This is a genomic window from Mucilaginibacter phenanthrenivorans, assembly GCF_024721155.1.
GTDB lineage: Bacteria > Bacteroidota > Bacteroidia > Sphingobacteriales > Sphingobacteriaceae > Mucilaginibacter > Mucilaginibacter phenanthrenivorans.
In genome coordinates this window covers 1-16985 of the sequence record NZ_JAHVAP010000019.1, presented here as the reverse complement: position 1 = coordinate 16985, position 16985 = coordinate 1, and the positions used below count along the sequence as shown (strand labels likewise).

At 43.0% G+C, this 16985-nt stretch carries 14 protein-coding genes; 9 read left to right on the top strand and 5 right to left on the bottom strand.

Annotation, left to right across the window (positions count from 1 at the left end; all coding sequences use genetic code 11):
- Positions 1 to 34: 34 nt before the first annotated feature.
- A complete protein-coding gene (gene carA / locus KXD93_RS28605; RefSeq protein ID WP_258140989.1) occupies positions 35 to 1138 on the top strand; it encodes a glutamine-hydrolyzing carbamoyl-phosphate synthase small subunit in 1104 nt (367 codons plus the stop codon).
- 51 nt (positions 1139 to 1189) lie between these two features.
- Here the strand turns inward: carA and KXD93_RS28600 are convergent, their stop codons facing one another.
- Positions 1190 to 1741 carry a hypothetical protein gene (locus KXD93_RS28600; RefSeq protein ID WP_258140988.1) on the bottom strand — a complete coding sequence of 184 codons (552 nt, stop codon included), beginning with the start codon at positions 1739 to 1741 and terminating at the stop codon, positions 1190 to 1192.
- Between the two features lie 441 nt (positions 1742 to 2182).
- Between KXD93_RS28600 and KXD93_RS28595 the strand changes: the two genes are divergently transcribed.
- From KXD93_RS28595 to KXD93_RS28565, 7 genes are all read left to right on the top strand, one after another.
- A complete protein-coding gene (locus KXD93_RS28595) occupies positions 2183 to 2947 on the top strand; it encodes an ABC transporter ATP-binding protein (protein WP_258140987.1) in 765 nt (254 codons plus the stop codon).
- A gap of 123 nt (positions 2948 to 3070) precedes the next feature.
- A complete protein-coding gene (locus tag KXD93_RS28590) occupies positions 3071 to 4174 on the top strand; it encodes an ABC transporter permease (RefSeq protein ID WP_258140986.1) in 1104 nt (367 codons plus the stop codon).
- 311 nt (positions 4175 to 4485) lie between these two features.
- Positions 4486 to 5784: a phosphopyruvate hydratase gene (gene eno, locus KXD93_RS28585; RefSeq protein ID WP_258140985.1), complete on the top strand. Its 1299-nt coding sequence runs from the start codon at positions 4486 to 4488 to the stop codon at positions 5782 to 5784.
- 166 nt (positions 5785 to 5950) lie between these two features.
- Positions 5951 to 6472 (top strand): signal peptidase II, encoded by a 522-nt coding sequence (gene lspA / locus KXD93_RS28580; protein ID WP_258140984.1) that lies wholly within the window; start codon positions 5951 to 5953, stop codon positions 6470 to 6472.
- Positions 6473 to 6486: 14 nt separating this feature from the next.
- Positions 6487 to 7650, top strand: coding sequence for a serine hydrolase domain-containing protein (locus KXD93_RS28575; RefSeq protein ID WP_258140983.1), 1164 nt, complete (start codon positions 6487 to 6489; stop codon positions 7648 to 7650).
- A gap of 170 nt (positions 7651 to 7820) precedes the next feature.
- Positions 7821 to 9158 carry a DEAD/DEAH box helicase gene (locus KXD93_RS28570; RefSeq protein WP_258140982.1) on the top strand — a complete coding sequence of 446 codons (1338 nt, stop codon included), beginning with the start codon at positions 7821 to 7823 and terminating at the stop codon, positions 9156 to 9158.
- Between the two features lie 169 nt (positions 9159 to 9327).
- Entirely contained in the window at positions 9328 to 9633 is a 306-nt protein-coding gene (locus tag KXD93_RS28565) for an FtsB family cell division protein (RefSeq protein ID WP_258140981.1), read from the top strand.
- A gap of 91 nt (positions 9634 to 9724) precedes the next feature.
- On the opposite strand, the gene KXD93_RS28560 is transcribed toward KXD93_RS28565, so the two are convergent.
- The 4 genes from KXD93_RS28560 to fabG form a co-directional block, all read right to left on the bottom strand.
- On the bottom strand, positions 9725 to 10897 hold the full coding sequence (locus KXD93_RS28560) for an acyltransferase family protein (protein ID WP_258140980.1): 1173 nt from the start codon (positions 10895 to 10897) through the stop codon (positions 9725 to 9727).
- A gap of 114 nt (positions 10898 to 11011) precedes the next feature.
- The gene (locus KXD93_RS28555) at positions 11012 to 13105 is read right to left on the bottom strand and encodes a hypothetical protein (protein ID WP_258140979.1); all 2094 of its coding nucleotides are present in this window, start codon (positions 13103 to 13105) and stop codon (positions 11012 to 11014) included.
- A gap of 127 nt (positions 13106 to 13232) precedes the next feature.
- Positions 13233 to 13703, bottom strand: coding sequence for an energy transducer TonB (locus KXD93_RS28550; protein WP_258140978.1), 471 nt, complete (start codon positions 13701 to 13703; stop codon positions 13233 to 13235).
- 47 nt (positions 13704 to 13750) lie between these two features.
- The gene (gene fabG, locus KXD93_RS28545) at positions 13751 to 14494 is read right to left on the bottom strand and encodes a 3-oxoacyl-[acyl-carrier-protein] reductase (protein ID WP_258140977.1); all 744 of its coding nucleotides are present in this window, start codon (positions 14492 to 14494) and stop codon (positions 13751 to 13753) included.
- 250 nt (positions 14495 to 14744) lie between these two features.
- On the opposite strand from fabG, the gene KXD93_RS28540 reads away from it, so the two are divergent.
- The gene (locus tag KXD93_RS28540) at positions 14745 to 16895 is read left to right on the top strand and encodes a glycoside hydrolase family 3 C-terminal domain-containing protein (protein WP_258140976.1); all 2151 of its coding nucleotides are present in this window, start codon (positions 14745 to 14747) and stop codon (positions 16893 to 16895) included.
- Positions 16896 to 16985: the final 90 nt, after the last annotated feature.

Sequence of the window (16985 nt, the reverse complement as noted above, 5' to 3'; positions counted from 1 at the left end):
AACCGGATTTTTAATCATTCAATTTTTTTAGATAATGACATATTTCACCAAATTACCTGCGGTATTATTACTGGCTGACGGAACTGTTTTTTATGGAAAAGCTGCCGGGAAAATGGGAACCACCACCGGCGAGATCTGCTTCAACACCGGCATGACCGGCTACCAGGAGATCTTTACCGATCCATCCTACTTCGGCCAGATCATGGTTACAACCAATGCACACATCGGTAACTACGGCATTGCTGATAAGGAAGTGGAATCGGGGCACATCCAGATTGCCGGCCTTGTTTGTAAGAACTACAACATCGCTTACAGCCGCAAGCAGGCTAATGAATCTATCCAGGATTATTTCCAGGAGCAAAATATTGTTGGGATCTCTGATATCGATACCCGTCAACTGGTAAGGCATATCCGTGATAAGGGTGCGATGAACGCCATTATCTCTTCAGAAATACTGGATCTTGAAGAATTAAAAGCCAAGCTTGCCGAAGTACCTTCAATGGACGGATTGGAACTTTCTTCAAAGGTATCCACAACTGAAACTTATACGTTCGGAAACGAAGATGCGGCTTACCGTGTTGCGGTGCTTGACTTAGGCGTTAAGAAAAACATCCTCCGCAATTTTGACGACCGTGACGTTTATGCAAAGGTTTACCCTGCAAAAACCACCTTCGAAGAAATGGAACAGGACTTTGCCCCTACCGGCTACTTTATCTCAAATGGCCCTGGTGATCCGTCGGCTATGCCTTATGCAGTTGAGACCGTAAAAAAAGTACTGGCATCTGAAAAGCCGATGTTTGGGATTTGCCTTGGTCACCAGTTGTTGGCTTTAGCAAATGATATTCCAACTATAAAAATGTTTAACGGTCACAGGGGTTTAAATCACCCGGTAAAAAATGTGATCATTGACCATTGTGAGGTAACTTCGCAAAATCATGGTTTCGGTGTAGTGCCTGAAGCTGTAAGAGCATCTGACAAGGTAGAGATCACGCACGTTAACCTGAATGATCAATCTATCGAGGGAATCCGCGTAAAAGGTAAAAAAGCGTTCTCGGTACAATATCACCCGGAATCATCTCCTGGCCCGCATGACAGCCGGTATTTATTTGATGATTTTATTAATTTGATGAAGAATTAAAACCTCCAAAACTTGCGAAGTTTTAAAAACTTCGCAAGTTTTGCTTTTGGATTATTTCTTCAGATAATACTCCGGCACCTTCAGCGTAGGCTTCTCCACATCCCAAATAATACTCGAAACCTTCCAAACACCCTTTACCTTTATCAATTGGAAGCTATTCACCCCTCTTTCCTCCGGTTTATCCTTTGTATTTAAGTAAGTAACATAGGTGCTGATGCGATGCGCCACCCGGCCAAATTGCTCGGTGCGGCCAAACAATTCTTCTTCATAAAATAGCTTTATGTGATTGGTTTCCACAAAGCCCTTATATAAAGGATCGATGAAATGTTTAATATCTACAATCTGCGGTGTATCTGTACGAAAATTGATCAGCTGTGCCTCCGGGATAAAATAATTACCGATCTCGCTATATCTTGGTTTCTCTCCCTCCTTAAAACTGATCGCCATATAAGCATCGTGTACGGCTTTGGTTATGGCGCTGTCGTCGGGCACTTTATAGGTTTTTGTGGCTGTGGAATCATTGTCGCCGATATGTTCTTTAACAGATACGTGGCAGGATGATAAGGCAATTGCTGAGAGTAAAATAATAAATAGCGTTTTCATGACTGGCTTATTTTAAGGTAATTACAGGTTGAATTGTTTCGTTTTCTAAAGGTATAGATATTCTACCGATAGTTTTTAATCACCACCTTAAATTCGCCCATATTCGGCGACGACGGCCGATATTTCACCGACATTTTAGCCCTCTTCGCCTAATATCGCTATGCAAAAACTCATTCTCATAGCAAATTTGTGCCATAAATCAATCGTTATTATGAAAACTTTACTCGCAATACAACTCATTCACCTGGCATTAAAAGCTGCTGAACATTTGACGTCCATACTTCATTCAATCGGTCATATGATTTCGTAAAACAATACCTTTGTCATTGTAACCGGCTTACCAGCTAATTGCAATGACAATTGATTATAACGACATAAACATTTGTGTCATTTCCCTTAAAAACTCATTGATATTTCATTAATCCGTTGCATTTTTACAGCATGGCAGAAAAACCTATTATAACCGTAAAAAACCTGGTAAAAAAATATGATGATTTTACCGCTGTAAAGGGCATAAGCTTTGAAGTTTACGAAGGCGAGATCTTTGGCCTCCTTGGGCCTAACGGCGCCGGGAAAACTACCACGCTGGAGGTAATAGAGACCCTGCGGGATAAAACATCAGGCGAGATTACCGTTGACGGTTTTAACGTAGAAACCGATGCCGATGAAATTAAGCAGGTAATAGGTGTACAACTACAAGCTGCAGGATATTATCCCAACCTGAACCTGTCAGAGTTGATAAAACTTTTTTGCGGATTATATGGTATCGACAAAACGCCAATGGAGATGCTTGAAAAGGTGGCATTAACCGATAAGGCGAAATCAAAATACAAGGAACTTTCCGGCGGACAAAAACAGCGTTTTTCTATCGCTACGACGCTGATCAACAATCCCCGCATCATATTTTTAGATGAACCTACCACCGGCCTTGACCCACAGGCTCGCCGTAACCTATGGGATTTGATCCGCGAAATTCGGGATGCAGGCACCACTGTTGTAATTACCACCCACTACATGGACGAAGCCGAAGAGCTTTGCGACCGCGTTGCTTTTGTTGACGGTGGCCACATCATCGGCATCGATACACCCAACCACTTTATTGATGAGTTGGTAGCCTCTGGCTTCGAACGCAAGAAGCAGGTAAAGCTGGCCAACCTTGAAGATGTTTTCATCAACATGACGGGTAAGGAATGGCGGGAAGGATAGGAAGAAGTTGGCAGTTGCGAGTGAGCAGTTGACAGTAAGTTAACCGCCAATCGCAAAGTGACAAGCCTCCGGCTATGAACTATGAACCATTAACTATGAACAATCTGTTGAACCACTGAACTAATGAACCCCTCAAAAAAACCATACAGCAACTTTAATGCAACCATGGCTATTGCCAAAGCCAGCTTTCGTTCTATTATCCGCAGCCCATCGGCGGTGGTGTTTAGCCTGGCTTTCCCACTGATATTTATTACCGTTTTTGCCAACATTGGCAGCAGCAGTATAAGTGTTGATGTTGCTGTAGCCAAAACTTGTGACACCACAGGCCCGGTTTATAACGCTTTGAAAAAAAATCCGATAGTTCATCTCATCAGGGATAAAACCACTGCCCAGATGGCTACCAGCCTTTCACGGGGCGATATTGCGGCAATTATTGATATCCAAAAGAATAATAGCCGTCCGCCTTATACACTGAATGTTAAATACTCCAACGCATCGGCACAAAAGGGCGGGGTTTTTAAATCATTGCTTACTACAATTTCCTATGAAATCAATAGCTACGGCAATAACGCTCCTCCTGCAGTAACCGAAGTTCGCGAAACCACCATCAAAGGCAGAGAGTATAAATACATCGATTTCCTGCTGCCGGGTATGTTAGGGTTCTCCTTGTTAAGCAGCGGCGTATTTGGTACTGCGTTCGTATTTTTAAGTTTAAGGTTAACATTAGTTATCAAACGTTTTTTCGCTACACCGGTAAAAAAATACAGCATTGTTTTAGGCGAAGCGTTGGCACGTTTGGTATTTTCATTACTTGGCGCATTGTTTATCATTTTAGTTGGCCACTATTGGTTTGGCTTTACGCTGATCCACGGAGTAGTGACGGTACTTAATATGCTGATACTGGCATCAATAGGCCTTATTATATTCATGGGCTTTGGCTTTGTGATATCAGGCATTGCGAAAAACGAGAGTAGTGTACCGCCTATCTCGAATATCATTACTATGCCTCAGTTCCTGTTGTCCGGCACCTTTTTCTCGGTAACAGCGTTCCCGTCATGGTTGCAGGCTATAAGCAAGATCCTTCCGCTCACCTATTTAAACGATGCCATGCGCGAAGTCGCCTTTGAAGGAGCCGGAATAGGTGATGTTACCCATCAACTGTTGATATTGGGTGCCTGGTTCATCGGGATCTATGCTGTGGCGGTGAAGACATTTAAGTGGGAGTAGATTTTTGTCTGAACCATGATTCACCTGATTTAAAGATTAAAGGATGAAATGCGTCTCAATTCTCAATCATGAAATCCTTTAATCAAGCAAATCACCGTTCAAAATAATCAGTGAAATCATTCCTTACTAAATCGGTGTAATCCCAACTTCAAGGTTAATTTCCTGTTACCAATCAGTGAAATCATCACCCTATCGGTGAAATCATTTAATAATCTTTACACATATTTGTTTGAAAGTGTATATTTGAAAAATAATACATTCATGGTGTACTTTATACACTATGTCGCTTCTGTCAAACTAATTTTTACAAAATGAGCTTAATAATTGATGTCCATGCCCGCCAGATCCTTGATTCGCGCGGTAATCCTACTATTGAAGTAGATGTTTTAACCGAAAATGGCGCCCTTGGCCGTGCCGCTGTACCGTCTGGTGCTTCAACCGGTGTACACGAAGCTGTTGAACTTCGCGATAATGATAAATCTGTGTATATGGGTAAAGGCGTTCTGAAAGCCGTTGCTAACGTAAACGATGTTATTGCCAAGGAATTACAAGGTGTGGATGTTTTCGATCAAAACGGCATCGATGCATTAATGATCGAGCTTGACGGTACAGAAAACAAAGGTAAATTAGGCGCTAACGCTATTCTTGGTGTTTCTTTAGCAGTTGCTAAAGCAGCTGCACAGGAAAGCCGCCAGCCTTTATACCGCTACATTGGTGGTGTTAATGCTAACACGCTTCCTATCCCGATGATGAACATCGTTAACGGCGGTTCTCACTCTGATGCGCCTATCGCATTCCAGGAATTTATGATCATGCCGGTTGGCGCTACTTCATTCTCCCAGGCTTTGCAGTGGGGTACCGAAGTGTTTCATAACCTTAAAAAGATCTTACACGATCGTGGCCTTACTACAACAGTAGGTGATGAAGGTGGTTTTGCTCCAACTTTTGAAGGTACTGAAGATGGTGTTGAAACCATTTTGAAGGCTATCGAAAAAGCAGGTTTTAAACCAGGTATAGACATCTGCCTTGCATTTGATTGCGCTGCATCTGAATTTTACAAAGACGGCAAATACGATTACACTAAGTTTGAAGGCGAAAAAGGTGCTATCCGTACCAGCGCTGAGCAGGCTGAATACCTAACTCAATTAACTGAAAAATATCCTGTTATCTCTATTGAGGATGGTATGGCTGAGGATGATTGGGAAGGCTGGAAATTATTAACCGACAAAATCGGCGACAAAGTACAACTTGTAGGTGATGATCTTTTTGTAACCAATGTAAAACGCTTACAAAGAGGCATCGACGAAGATACTGCTAACTCTATCCTGGTAAAGGTTAACCAGATCGGTTCATTAACTGAAACCATCAATGCGGTCACTTTGGCACAAACCAATGGTTATACCTCGGTAATGAGCCACCGCTCAGGCGAGACTGAAGATTCAACTATTGCTGATCTTGCAGTTGCGTTGAATTGCGGTCAGATCAAAACCGGTTCACTATCACGTTCAGACAGGATCGCTAAATACAACCAGTTACTCCGCATTGAAGAGGAATTAGGCGATAGCGCTAAGTTTATCGGTAAAAACTTCAAGTATTTCAACAAAAAATAGTTGGTTGGTTGATTAGGTTCAACCTATCGAACATATAATTAAAGCTCCGCAAAACGCGGGGCTTTTTTAGTTTATAAAGAGATGAAATTATTCGGTTATTAATCCGTTAAAATATTAAATTTACGTCTGTTTAAATCCAAAAAATCCGCTTAATCCCGGTTCCGTTATGCAATTAAAAGGTTTTTCAAGAATAGTGCTGATCCTGCTGATGCTGAGCGTCAACATTGGTTGCGATCAGTTATCAAAATCTGTCGTGCGGCATAAACTGGATGATAACGTGCAGATCAGCTACTTTAACGATCATTTTAACTTGATCAAGGTAGAGAATACAGGCGCATTTTTAAGCGTAGGCAATTCACTCTCCGGCCCCACGCGACTGATATTGTTAAACCTGCTGCCCCTGCTGGCTATTGCTGCCGGACTGGTTTTTATTTTAACTCACGAGCTTAACCGTGTAACCTTATTTTGTGTTATCCTAATCATTGGCGGAGGATTCGGTAATATTTACGACAGGATAGCCCACGGCTCGGTAACTGATTTTATGCATATTGATTTTGGACTCTTCCAAACCGGTATTTTTAATGTGGCAGATGTTTCTATAACGACAGGCGTGTTGGTTTTGCTGGTACATGCTATGTTTAAAAAGCCGGTAAAGGCAGAACCTGTTGACAGCATTGAGGAGGCTTAAATAATTGACTTTAGATGAGATCATTAGCCCTCCTGTTTTGTTTTTTGATCTCGTTGAGCGTTTATCCCCAGGGAACAAAAAAAGCACCTAATTCGATAGCGGGCTTATCGGCACAACAAAAAAACAAAACAGATGCGATATTTAAAGAATACAACAAAAAGAACTCTCCCGGTTACGCTATCGGAATAGTAAAGGATAGTCAGATTTTATATGCAAGGGGCTATGGCTCAGCTAACCTCGACTATGAGATTCCAATAACAGTTAATTCGTCGTTCGATATCGCCTCTGTTTCCAAACAGTTTACCGCGGCCTGTATTGCGTTGCTAATTATGGATGGAAAACTGTCGCTCGAAATGCCGGCTAGTAAGTTTATCCCGGAACTAGCCAAATACAAGGACACTATCCGCATAAAGCACCTCATTTATAACACCAGCGGTATTATCGATTATTTCAAACTTCCCCGCCCTGATGGTAAAACATGGATCACCTTTAATTATTTCGACATAGATTACTGTATAAAAACCTCGCTGGCACAGGATACCCTCGCCTTTAAACCCGGCGACAAATGGGATTATTGCAACGTAAACTTTATGCTTCTGACAAAAATTGTAGAGAAGGTTAGCGGGCAATCATTCAGTGAGTTTTCACGAAAGCGGTTGTTTGGCCCCCTTGGCATGACCCACACAATAATTAATGACGATATCACCACCGTTATAAAAGACCGGGTAACACCATACAACAAACGAACAAAGGAATATGTAGATGCATACCGCAAGGAGGGCATTTATGTGAGTTACGATGGCGATTGGATCCAACACCCGAGAAATTCACCTACCTATGGCGGGAGCGGCGTTGCCACAACAGTTAATGACCTGGTTAAATGGAGTGAAAACTTTTTCAGCAAAAAGTTTGGCGGACAGCAGTTTTACGACCTGATGCACAAAACCATGAAATTTAACCACGACATTGATAACCAGTCATTTGGACTCTACTTCGGCAAGTATAAAAACAGGACGTATGTAGCATGGGATGGCGGCGATTTCGGCATAAGCTCACAACTAATTCGTTTTCCCGATAGTAAAATAGCGATAATTGTGCTCTCGAACCTTGGAACAGGTGGCGCTGCCGATAAAGCGAATAGAATTGCTGATGTGTTGATTGCAAATAAAACACTTTAGAAGCACCGCGATTAGTCACTCCAAACTCCTATAATCCGCCTATCGTACAAATCTTAGTTTAAAAGTGTATCTTTGCGCCTAATTACCCGTTAGCTTACGGTTTTGATTTATCAGACGACTCTTCAGATCCGCTTATGCAACCGCGTTAGCACATATATTAAAAATATTACATGTTATTTCAAGATTTAAATTTAATTGAGCCTATTTTACGGGCTCTAAAAACAGAGGGTTATACAAGCCCTACCCCTATACAGGAGCAAGCCATACCAATTTTATTACAACATAAGGACTTGCTTGGCTGCGCACAAACCGGTACCGGTAAAACCGCTGCCTTTGCTATTCCTATTTTACAGTTGCTTTACCAGGACAGGTTGCAACACAAGGAGCAAAAGACTATTAAAGCCCTGATCCTAACCCCAACCCGCGAGCTGGCTATCCAGATAGACGAAAGCTTCGCGGCTTATGGTAAGCATACCGGCTTAAAACACCTGGTTATATTTGGCGGTGTTAACCAAAACCCGCAAACCGATGCATTACGCAGGGGCGTTGATATTTTGGTGGCAACTCCTGGTCGTTTATTGGATCTGATGAACCAGCGTTTTGTAAACCTGGAGCACATCAAAATGCTGGTATTGGACGAAGCCGACCGTATGCTTGACATGGGTTTTGTGCATGATGTTAAAAAGATCATTGCAAAAGTTCCTGCTAAAAGACAAACGTTGTTCTTCTCGGCTACTATGCCTAAAGAGATCCAGCAACTGGCTGACAGCATGCTGAACAAACCTGAAAAAGTAGAAGTTACCCCGGTTTCATCTACTGCCGACACCATTCAGCAAGCGCTTTACTATGTTGAAAAAAACGACAAAAGAGCATTGCTTGCCCATATTTTAAAGGACAAGGAAATTAAAACTGCGCTGGTATTCACCCGTACTAAACATGGCGCAGATAAAGTGGTGAAGGACCTGGTACGCGTAGGCATTACTGCCGAAGCTATCCATGGTAATAAATCACAAAACGCCCGTCAGCGTGCGTTAACTAATTTCAAGAACCGTACAACACGTGTGCTGATAGCGACTGACATCGCAGCACGCGGGATAGATATCGACGAACTTACCCACGTAATCAACTACGAGCTGCCGAACATCCCGGAGACTTATGTGCACAGGATTGGCCGTACAGGCCGTGCAGGAGCAAGCGGCATAGCAATGTCGTTTTGTGATGAAGAGGAAATTGAATTTTTAAAGGATATCCACAAGCTGATCTCGAAGGAGATCCCTGTTGAGGAAGGCCATCCCTACCCTATGAGCCCGCAAAGTATTGTTGCGAAACATGCAGAAGGCAAAAAGAAGGGCGGCTCAGGCAACGGCGGCGGCGGACAAAGAGGCCGCAGCTTCGGCAGGGCCGATCGCGGTCGTGGTGGCAGCGGAGGCGGTAAACCTGCAGGCGGCAGCGGTATGAGCGGCGCAAGTCGCGGTGGCAACCGTGATCGCGGCGGAAGAAGAGATTAATTTTGGTTGAAATGGTTGTAGAAGTTTTAAGAGTTGTAGAAGTTAAACTCTTAAAACCTTTGCAACCACTACAACACTTATAACCTCTCCAACCAACTTGTTGAAAAGTTCATAACCAAACTTGTATTCGATGCGTATTTTAGATAGCTTTAGGTCAAATTTTAGTGATATGGGATTTCGTCGCTTAATCAACCTGTTCAGGAACAAATATTTTTTGATCTCCTTTGCTTTTTTGGTGTGGATGATCTTCTTTGATAAGAATGACCTGTTCTCGCAATATCAATATCACCAGGAGGTTAACAAGCTGAAGCACGAGCGTGATTTCTACCAAAAGGAAACCGCCAAAGTATCCCAGGATCTTGACGAACTTACCTCTAATCCCCAGAAATTGGAAAAATTCGCCCGCGAAAAGTATTTAATGAAAAAGGATAACGAGGATGTGTTTGTGATAGTGCAGCCGAAGAAGGATGAGTAGATTTTAGTGATTAGTGGCTAGAGATCAGAGATTAGTTCGTTGTTATCGAAAACCGCATAACGACTAACATATTTAAGTAATACATACTTCTCTAATTTATAGCCAATTCCGCTACTTTCTTTTCCTTCATCCTCGCCAAAATCCTATTCCTCAATCTCAATGCAGGTTTTTCAACTGAATATTTCATCAAAACTGCAGCCAATATTGTTGTAACAAAACAACAAGCCATCATCAGGTTACTATTTTTGTCTACTCCAAATTTTGCCAGTTGCACTTGCGTAACGTGGATCACTATCTTGTGGACGAGGTATAAAGAATAGGACAACGCTGCAATTTGCGATGTAACTGCAGATTTTACGTTGTATAATATATTAGCCGGACAAACCATCGCAGCCAAAATAATTCCATAAGCTACTGAAATTAAGGTAAAGCCATATAAGGTTGTATGATAACCCTCTTTGTTTGCGCAAACGAAGTAAGCGGCGGTTATTGCGATTATACCTACCAGCAGCACTAAGTTATTATGCTTATTTACCCAATCCTTTACTTTTGGATAAAAGGTAAAAAGCCCGGCGATACTCACACCTGTAAGCAAGCCATCCAAGCGGTTATAGGTTGGATAATAAATGTATAAATTAAACAGTGAACGGGTTTCATTTCCCTCAAGGTTTGGTTCAACCTGGTATTTCCAGCATAAAAAACGGATGATAAAACCTGCTATAAATAAGGTTATTATGAGGTATATCGATTTGCTGCCGGCTTTAAAATAAGTAAACAGCCAGAAGCACAAGGGCAGGATCAAATAAAATTGCTCCTCGACGCATAACGACCATGCATGGCTAAAAGTGCCGTACTGTTTCAGGTCGAGGCCAAAATTTAGAGTAAACGTAAGATACCGCCACATGGGTGAAAGGTGTCCCCATTCGCTTAATGCCGGGAGGGAAAAATATAAGATCAGCACCACAAAATAGGGCGGAATGATCCTGAAAAAACGCTTGATAAAAAACTCTTTTACCGGGATGGGATTACCCTTTTTTACGGTTTCAAACAGCTGCCCGGCAATTAAAAAGCCGCTTAATACAAAAAATAGATCCACACCCGTCCATCCGAAGCTGTTTATTTTGGTTACCCAGTCGGGGTGCCCGAAGAATTTGTAGTGAAAAATAACAACAAACGTTATAGCAAATGCCCGTAGATGATCCAAACCTAAGAGCTTGTTTTTTTCCTGTGGACCGGCTGAAGAGGAAAGGTCGGATTGGGGCATTGTGGTTTGGTTAGCTATATATCTGAAACATTCTTACATCAGTTCCTCAAAAATAGTTCGATGCGGCTAATTCGCCCTTTGTCATCCTAAGTTTGCATAGAATTACAAAATATACTATATCTCCCCTTCTCTCTTCCTTAAAAACCACTCGAGGCTCAGCAGCAGCAATATAATCACAAAAACCCATTTCACATCAATAATATCGCTATAGCGCTTGTCCTCATAAACCACCGTCTTTATGTTTTCATTTTTGCGGATAAGGTCTGCAAGCTGGTTTATTTGTGATGGCTGCAGCATTTGTCCGCCGCTTTGTTTGGCAATGGTATTTAAAAGCTGGTGATTAGCCGCACTCTGCCGCGATTCCAGGTTTAATGGCTTTACCGTGAGTTGCCCGGTGGCTGTAAATTGCTTAGCACCAATTTTCGTAGTGGCAGTATAGCTATACTCCCCAATGGGTAATGTGCCTGCATCCAACTGGTAGCTCTTATCGTTGCGACTAAAAAGGAAGCTATAGTCCTTACCTGCGGCATTTTTCAACTCTATGCGAACGTCCGGGGTGTTTACAAGTTCAAGCGCATCGTTATAAAGCTCAGCGTTTATCAGCACGTTTTCTCCCTCATCAAATACATGCTTTGCGGTGTATACTATAAATCGCTGGCGGCTTGCGTTGGCAGTAAGGTATTGTACGCCCTGGCTCAGCAGTTCTTCCACAGCATGATGGTTGCCGAATGCCTCATATTCCGCCAATTGCCAGCGCCATAAGCCTTCACCGTTCAGGACGCCGATGCGCTGCCCGGCTGCGTCTCCAAAGGATAACAAGGGAAACGTTGTTTCTACGCTGCCTATCCGCTGCCTTAACAACACGCTTCCGGCAGGTGGAGAGCCGTAATTGCCGTATGGTGCAAGCAGTGGCGGGAAGCTGCTGATCTTTTTGCGCGATGAGTCGGATAAGGTAAAGGCCGTAAAATCGGTTGTGGGTTGTGCAAATACTTCCTGCATCTCCGGCCTGCCCGAACTGATCCGCACTATTTTTTGCTGGTCATTCAAATTGTTCAGGTCCGTTTGCGCGCCTGCAATGTACCACAACGGCACTTTGCTTTTTGAAAGATTCTGGATAACGCTATTACCGGCTGCAGAGAGTTGGTAAAGGATCACCAGGTTATAATCTGCGGGCTTTATCCCGGCCAAATCAGACAACAAACTTGCCTTTACTTCGTAATTTTTATTACTCTCGATAGCCTGCCTGATTACGCTGAGATCCGGGTGAGGCGCTTCATATAGCAGCAACACCTTTTGTTTGGCATCCAGTACATCCACATAAATGGTTTCGGAATTATTTAAAGTCGAGATCTCGTTTTTAATCGGCGCTATGGTGATGTTAAACCTCCGGAGACCTTTTTTATCTGCATTAAGTTTTGCGATAACTTGTTTTTGAAAACTGTTTGAAGTTACCGCGATGTTTTGCGAGTTTACCTGTTTGCCATCTTCAGTAATGCTTATCCGGATGTTTTCTCCTTTGCTTTGGTAAGCCTCTGCTAAGATTTCCACCTCGAAATCGTTCCCTAAAAAAGCAGTTTTGTTATAATTGATGTTACCGATCAGCAGGTCGCGTTTGGCAACAGTGTCGCCCTCGGCAATGGTGTAAATGCTGTTTTTAAAGTTCTTCGCCTCGTATTGCGGATCACTGCCCTGGTTATATAAGCCATCAGAAGCAATTACCAGTGCGCCGATGTTCTGGTTTACAAAGCGATCGTTTAGCTGGTGCAGCGCGTTGGAGAGATTTGTCTGTTTACCGTTAAAGGCTTTGCTTAAGCCATTATTAAGATCCTTATCAAAATTGAATTCCTGTACATCGTATTTATCGCCGAGCTGTTCCTTCAAGCCGGCTAGTCCAGCCACAACTGCCACGCTCGAGTTTGCCGGCAAGGGAGTTTTAAATAAATTAATCGATTCAGAATTATCCTGCAAAACCAACACCAGCGGTTTTTGCGGGTTATAGCTTACCGACTTTACGAGTGGTGACACCAGCAGTAATGCTATAAAGGCGACAACTATTGCCCGGACAGCAAACAATCCGATGCGGAATTTTTTTGCCAGGTTTACCGGCTGCCGGTACAGCAACCATGCATATAGCAAACCCAATACCAGGCAGGCAGGTACCCACCACCCCGAAACCGTTCCCCAAGTGATTGAAAATAAAAACAGCATATCTGTAAGCCAAATATGCTGTTTTTAATTTGAAGAATTTAATTTGAGGATTTGAAAATGTGCTGATTTGAAAATGAAATTGTCTGAATCAGAATTTTCAGGATTTAAGAATTTCCGGAATACTTATTTAATTGCAATTATCGAAAAACCATTCCTCCAGGTTTATATTAACAGGTATAGAATATAAAAATGGCACAGCTTTCCCTTTACAAAAAGCTGGAGTCCATTTAATTTCGTCTATAATTTTGAAGAGTTGTTTACTTAGTAGTTGTCCTTTTCCAGACGGGTCTTTTATTATTCTTTTGCCGTCAATTTTTCCATTTGGCTCGATGACAAAAGCAATAATTATTTTTCCGATATACTCCGAATCACCGGATGGGTATTTTAATTCTTTAGCAATCAGTCTGCTGACAGCTGCCATACCTCCCTCAGGTTCTGGAATTATATCAGCCTGTTTATAAATAATTTTATGGAGTAACGTATCCTTAAATACAGAACAATTAAACTTTTTTGTTTGCGCCGAAGCGGCGTTAAAAACAAAACATGACAGGCAAATCGCAAATATCATAAATCGATTAAATTTGCTAATGACTGTCATGTCTCTTTTATTTAAAATCCGAAATCGAAATTCAGAAATCCGAAATCTTATAACATTCCCCCATCAACAGGAATTACCTGCCCGGTGATGTAGGCGGCCATGTCTGATGCCAGGAATACACAGCAATTGGCTACGTCTTCTGTTTCGCCGCCACGCTTTAGCGGGATAGCTGCTGCCCAGCCTTCAACCACCTTAGGGTCCAGCACTTCGGTCATTTCTGTTTTTATGAAGCCCGGCGCAACAACGTTGGTACGGATGTTACGTGAGCCTAATTCCTTTGCTATTGATTTTGAGAAGCCGATGATACCTGCCTTAGAAGCTGCATAATTGGCCTGGCCTGCATTACCCTGTACACCAACTACCGAGCTCATGTTAATAAACACGCCGTTACGGTTCTTCATCATTATTTTTGACGCTGCCTTGGTAACGTTAAAGATCGATTTGAGGTTCACATCCAAAACTTCATCCCATTGGGCTTCTGTCATACGCATCAGCAAACCGTCTTTGGTAATGCCGGCGTTGTTAACCACTATATGAAGAGTGCCAAAATCGGTGATAATATCATTGATCAGTTTTTCTGCTTCATCAAATTTCGAGGCATCTGAGCGATAGCCTTTTACCTGTGTGCCGAAGCTTTGCAGCTCCTGCTCAAGGGCCTCGCCCTTTTCAACAGATGATAAATAAGTGAAAGCCACATTAGCGCCGTGCTCTGCAAACTTTTCAGCAATTTTACGCCCTATCCCTTTAGATGCTCCCGTGATAAGTGCGGTTTTTCCTTCTAATAATTTCATGAAGTTTAGAAAATGAGTTTCGAACGGCGAAGATAGTTATTTAGTCCGAAAGTCGGAAAAGTCCGGAAAGTCCGGAAGATTTAATTGGAGATTTAAGCTTCCATATAACTTTCCTGTTACTGAGGTAATTAATTACTATGAATTAAGGCTTCGATGTCAATATCCTATTAAATTTTACCGGTTAAAACTGATAATTTCAAAATCGGAATCTCCTGGTATCAGCAGAAACCGTAATTATTGAATCTATCCCATGAAAAACCTAAAGCTTCTGTTCAGCCTGTTTTTATTGCTGTTGGCAAAATCAATATCTGCTCAATACAAATACCCTTTTCAAAACCCAGCCATGCCAACCGAAGACCGGATCACAAACCTGATCTCCTTAATGACGCTGGATGAAAAAGTAAATTGCCTCAGTACTAACCCTACAATTGTTCGTCTGGGCGTTAAGGGAACCGGCCATGTTGAGGGTCTCCACGGCCTCGCCATGGGATTAGAAGGGAACTGGGGCCGCAAAACGCCCGTACCAACCACCATATTTCCGCAATCGATAGGCATGGCAGAAACCTGGGACCCGGACCTGCTACAACAGGCCGGGGCTATTGAAGCTTATGAAACCCGCTACATGTTTCAAAGTGAAAAGTACCATAAAGGCGGGCTGGTAGTGCGTGCCCCCAATGCAGATATAGGCCGCGACCCGCGCTGGGGCCGCACCGAGGAATGTTATGGCGAGGATGCCTTTTTCAACGGAACCTTAGCCGTTGCCTATATAAAAGGACTGCAAGGTAACAACCCAAAATACTGGACCACCGCAGCCCTAATGAAACACTTTTTAGCAAACAGTAATGAAAACAGCCGCGACAGCAGTTCGTCTGATTTTGATGAACGGTTGCTGCGCGAATACTATTCCGTACCGTTCCGCATGGGGGTTGAACAGGGTGGATCACGGGCGTATATGGCATCGTACAACCGCGTGAACGGCACCCCGCAAACAGTAAGCCCAATACTGAAGAATATGACCGTTAACCAATGGGGGCAAAATGGTATCATCTGCACCGACGGCGGCGCATACCGCTTACTGGTTAATGCACACCATTATTACCCTACCCTTGCCGAAGCTGCTGCCGGTTGTATAAAGGCAGGGATCAACCAGTTTTTGGATACGTACAAACCCGGCACGATGGAGGCCTTGCAAAAAAAGCTGATCACAGAGGCCGATATAGATGCTAACCTTCGCGGTGTCTTTAGGGTGATGATAAAATTAGGGCAGCTCGATCCGCCTGAAATGGTGCCTTACAGCAATATCGGCAGCGGGCCGGAGCCATGGCTCACCAAAAAAAACCGTGATTTTGTAAGGCTCATCACCCAAAAATCAATTGTGCTGTTAAAGAATCAGGATAACTTATTGCCGCTTGATAAAACTAAATTAAAGTCGATTGCTGTGGTAGGTGCCCGGTCAGCGGAGGTATTACAAGATTGGTACAGCGGCGTTCCGCCATACAGTGTAAGTATTCCGGAGGGGATAAAAAACAAAGTGGGTACTAATGCTGTCGTAAGTCATACTACCAACGATAACCTGGCAATTTCCATGGCGCAAAGCGCTGATGTGGTGGTGGTTTGCCTCGGAAATAATCCCACCGGCAACCTCGGCTGGAAAAAAGTCGACGGACCAACCGAAGGCCGTGAAGCGGTGGACCGGCAAAGCATTTCATTAGACAGTGCGCAAGAGGCTCTAATAAAAAATATCTACGGTGTTAACAAACACATCGTTTTGGTGATGGTGAGCAATTTTCCATATGCCATTAACTGGGAGCAACAGAATATCCCAGCTATTATCCATATTACACATTGCAGCCAGGAACAGGGTAGTGCCTTGGCCGATGCCATATTTGGCGATATAAACCCCGGTGGCAGGCTCGTACAAACCTGGCCCGATTCATTGGCACAGCTACCGGCTATGATGGACTATAACATTCGCCATGGCCGCACGTATATGTATTTAAAGGATAAGCCGCTTTACCCCTTTGGCTTTGGATTGAGCTATACCACCTTTCAATACAGCAATCTTAAAACGAGCGCTGATAAAATAGATAAGAACGGTGAGGTTACTGTAAGCATTGACGTAAAAAATACCGGCAACCGCAGCGGCGATGAAGTAGTGCAGCTTTATGTAAAGCACCTGAAATCAAAAGTAGAAAGGCCGATAATGGAGCTTAAGGGCTTTAAACGAATAACGCTCAACACGGGTGAACAACAAACAGTCGGGATAAAGCTCCCCGCTTCGTCATTGTCCTATTGGGACGTGGCAAAAAAGGCCTTCATTGTAGAACGGGAACCAGTGCAGCTAATGATTGGTCGTTCATCGGCGAATATTATCGCTGATAAAACAATTGAGATAAAGTGACTTCATCAAACTTACCTTTAGATTAGCTTCAACAAGAATTAATATGTTATTATTATTGTTGAAGCTTTCTTTTTGCTTCTTTTTCTTTGT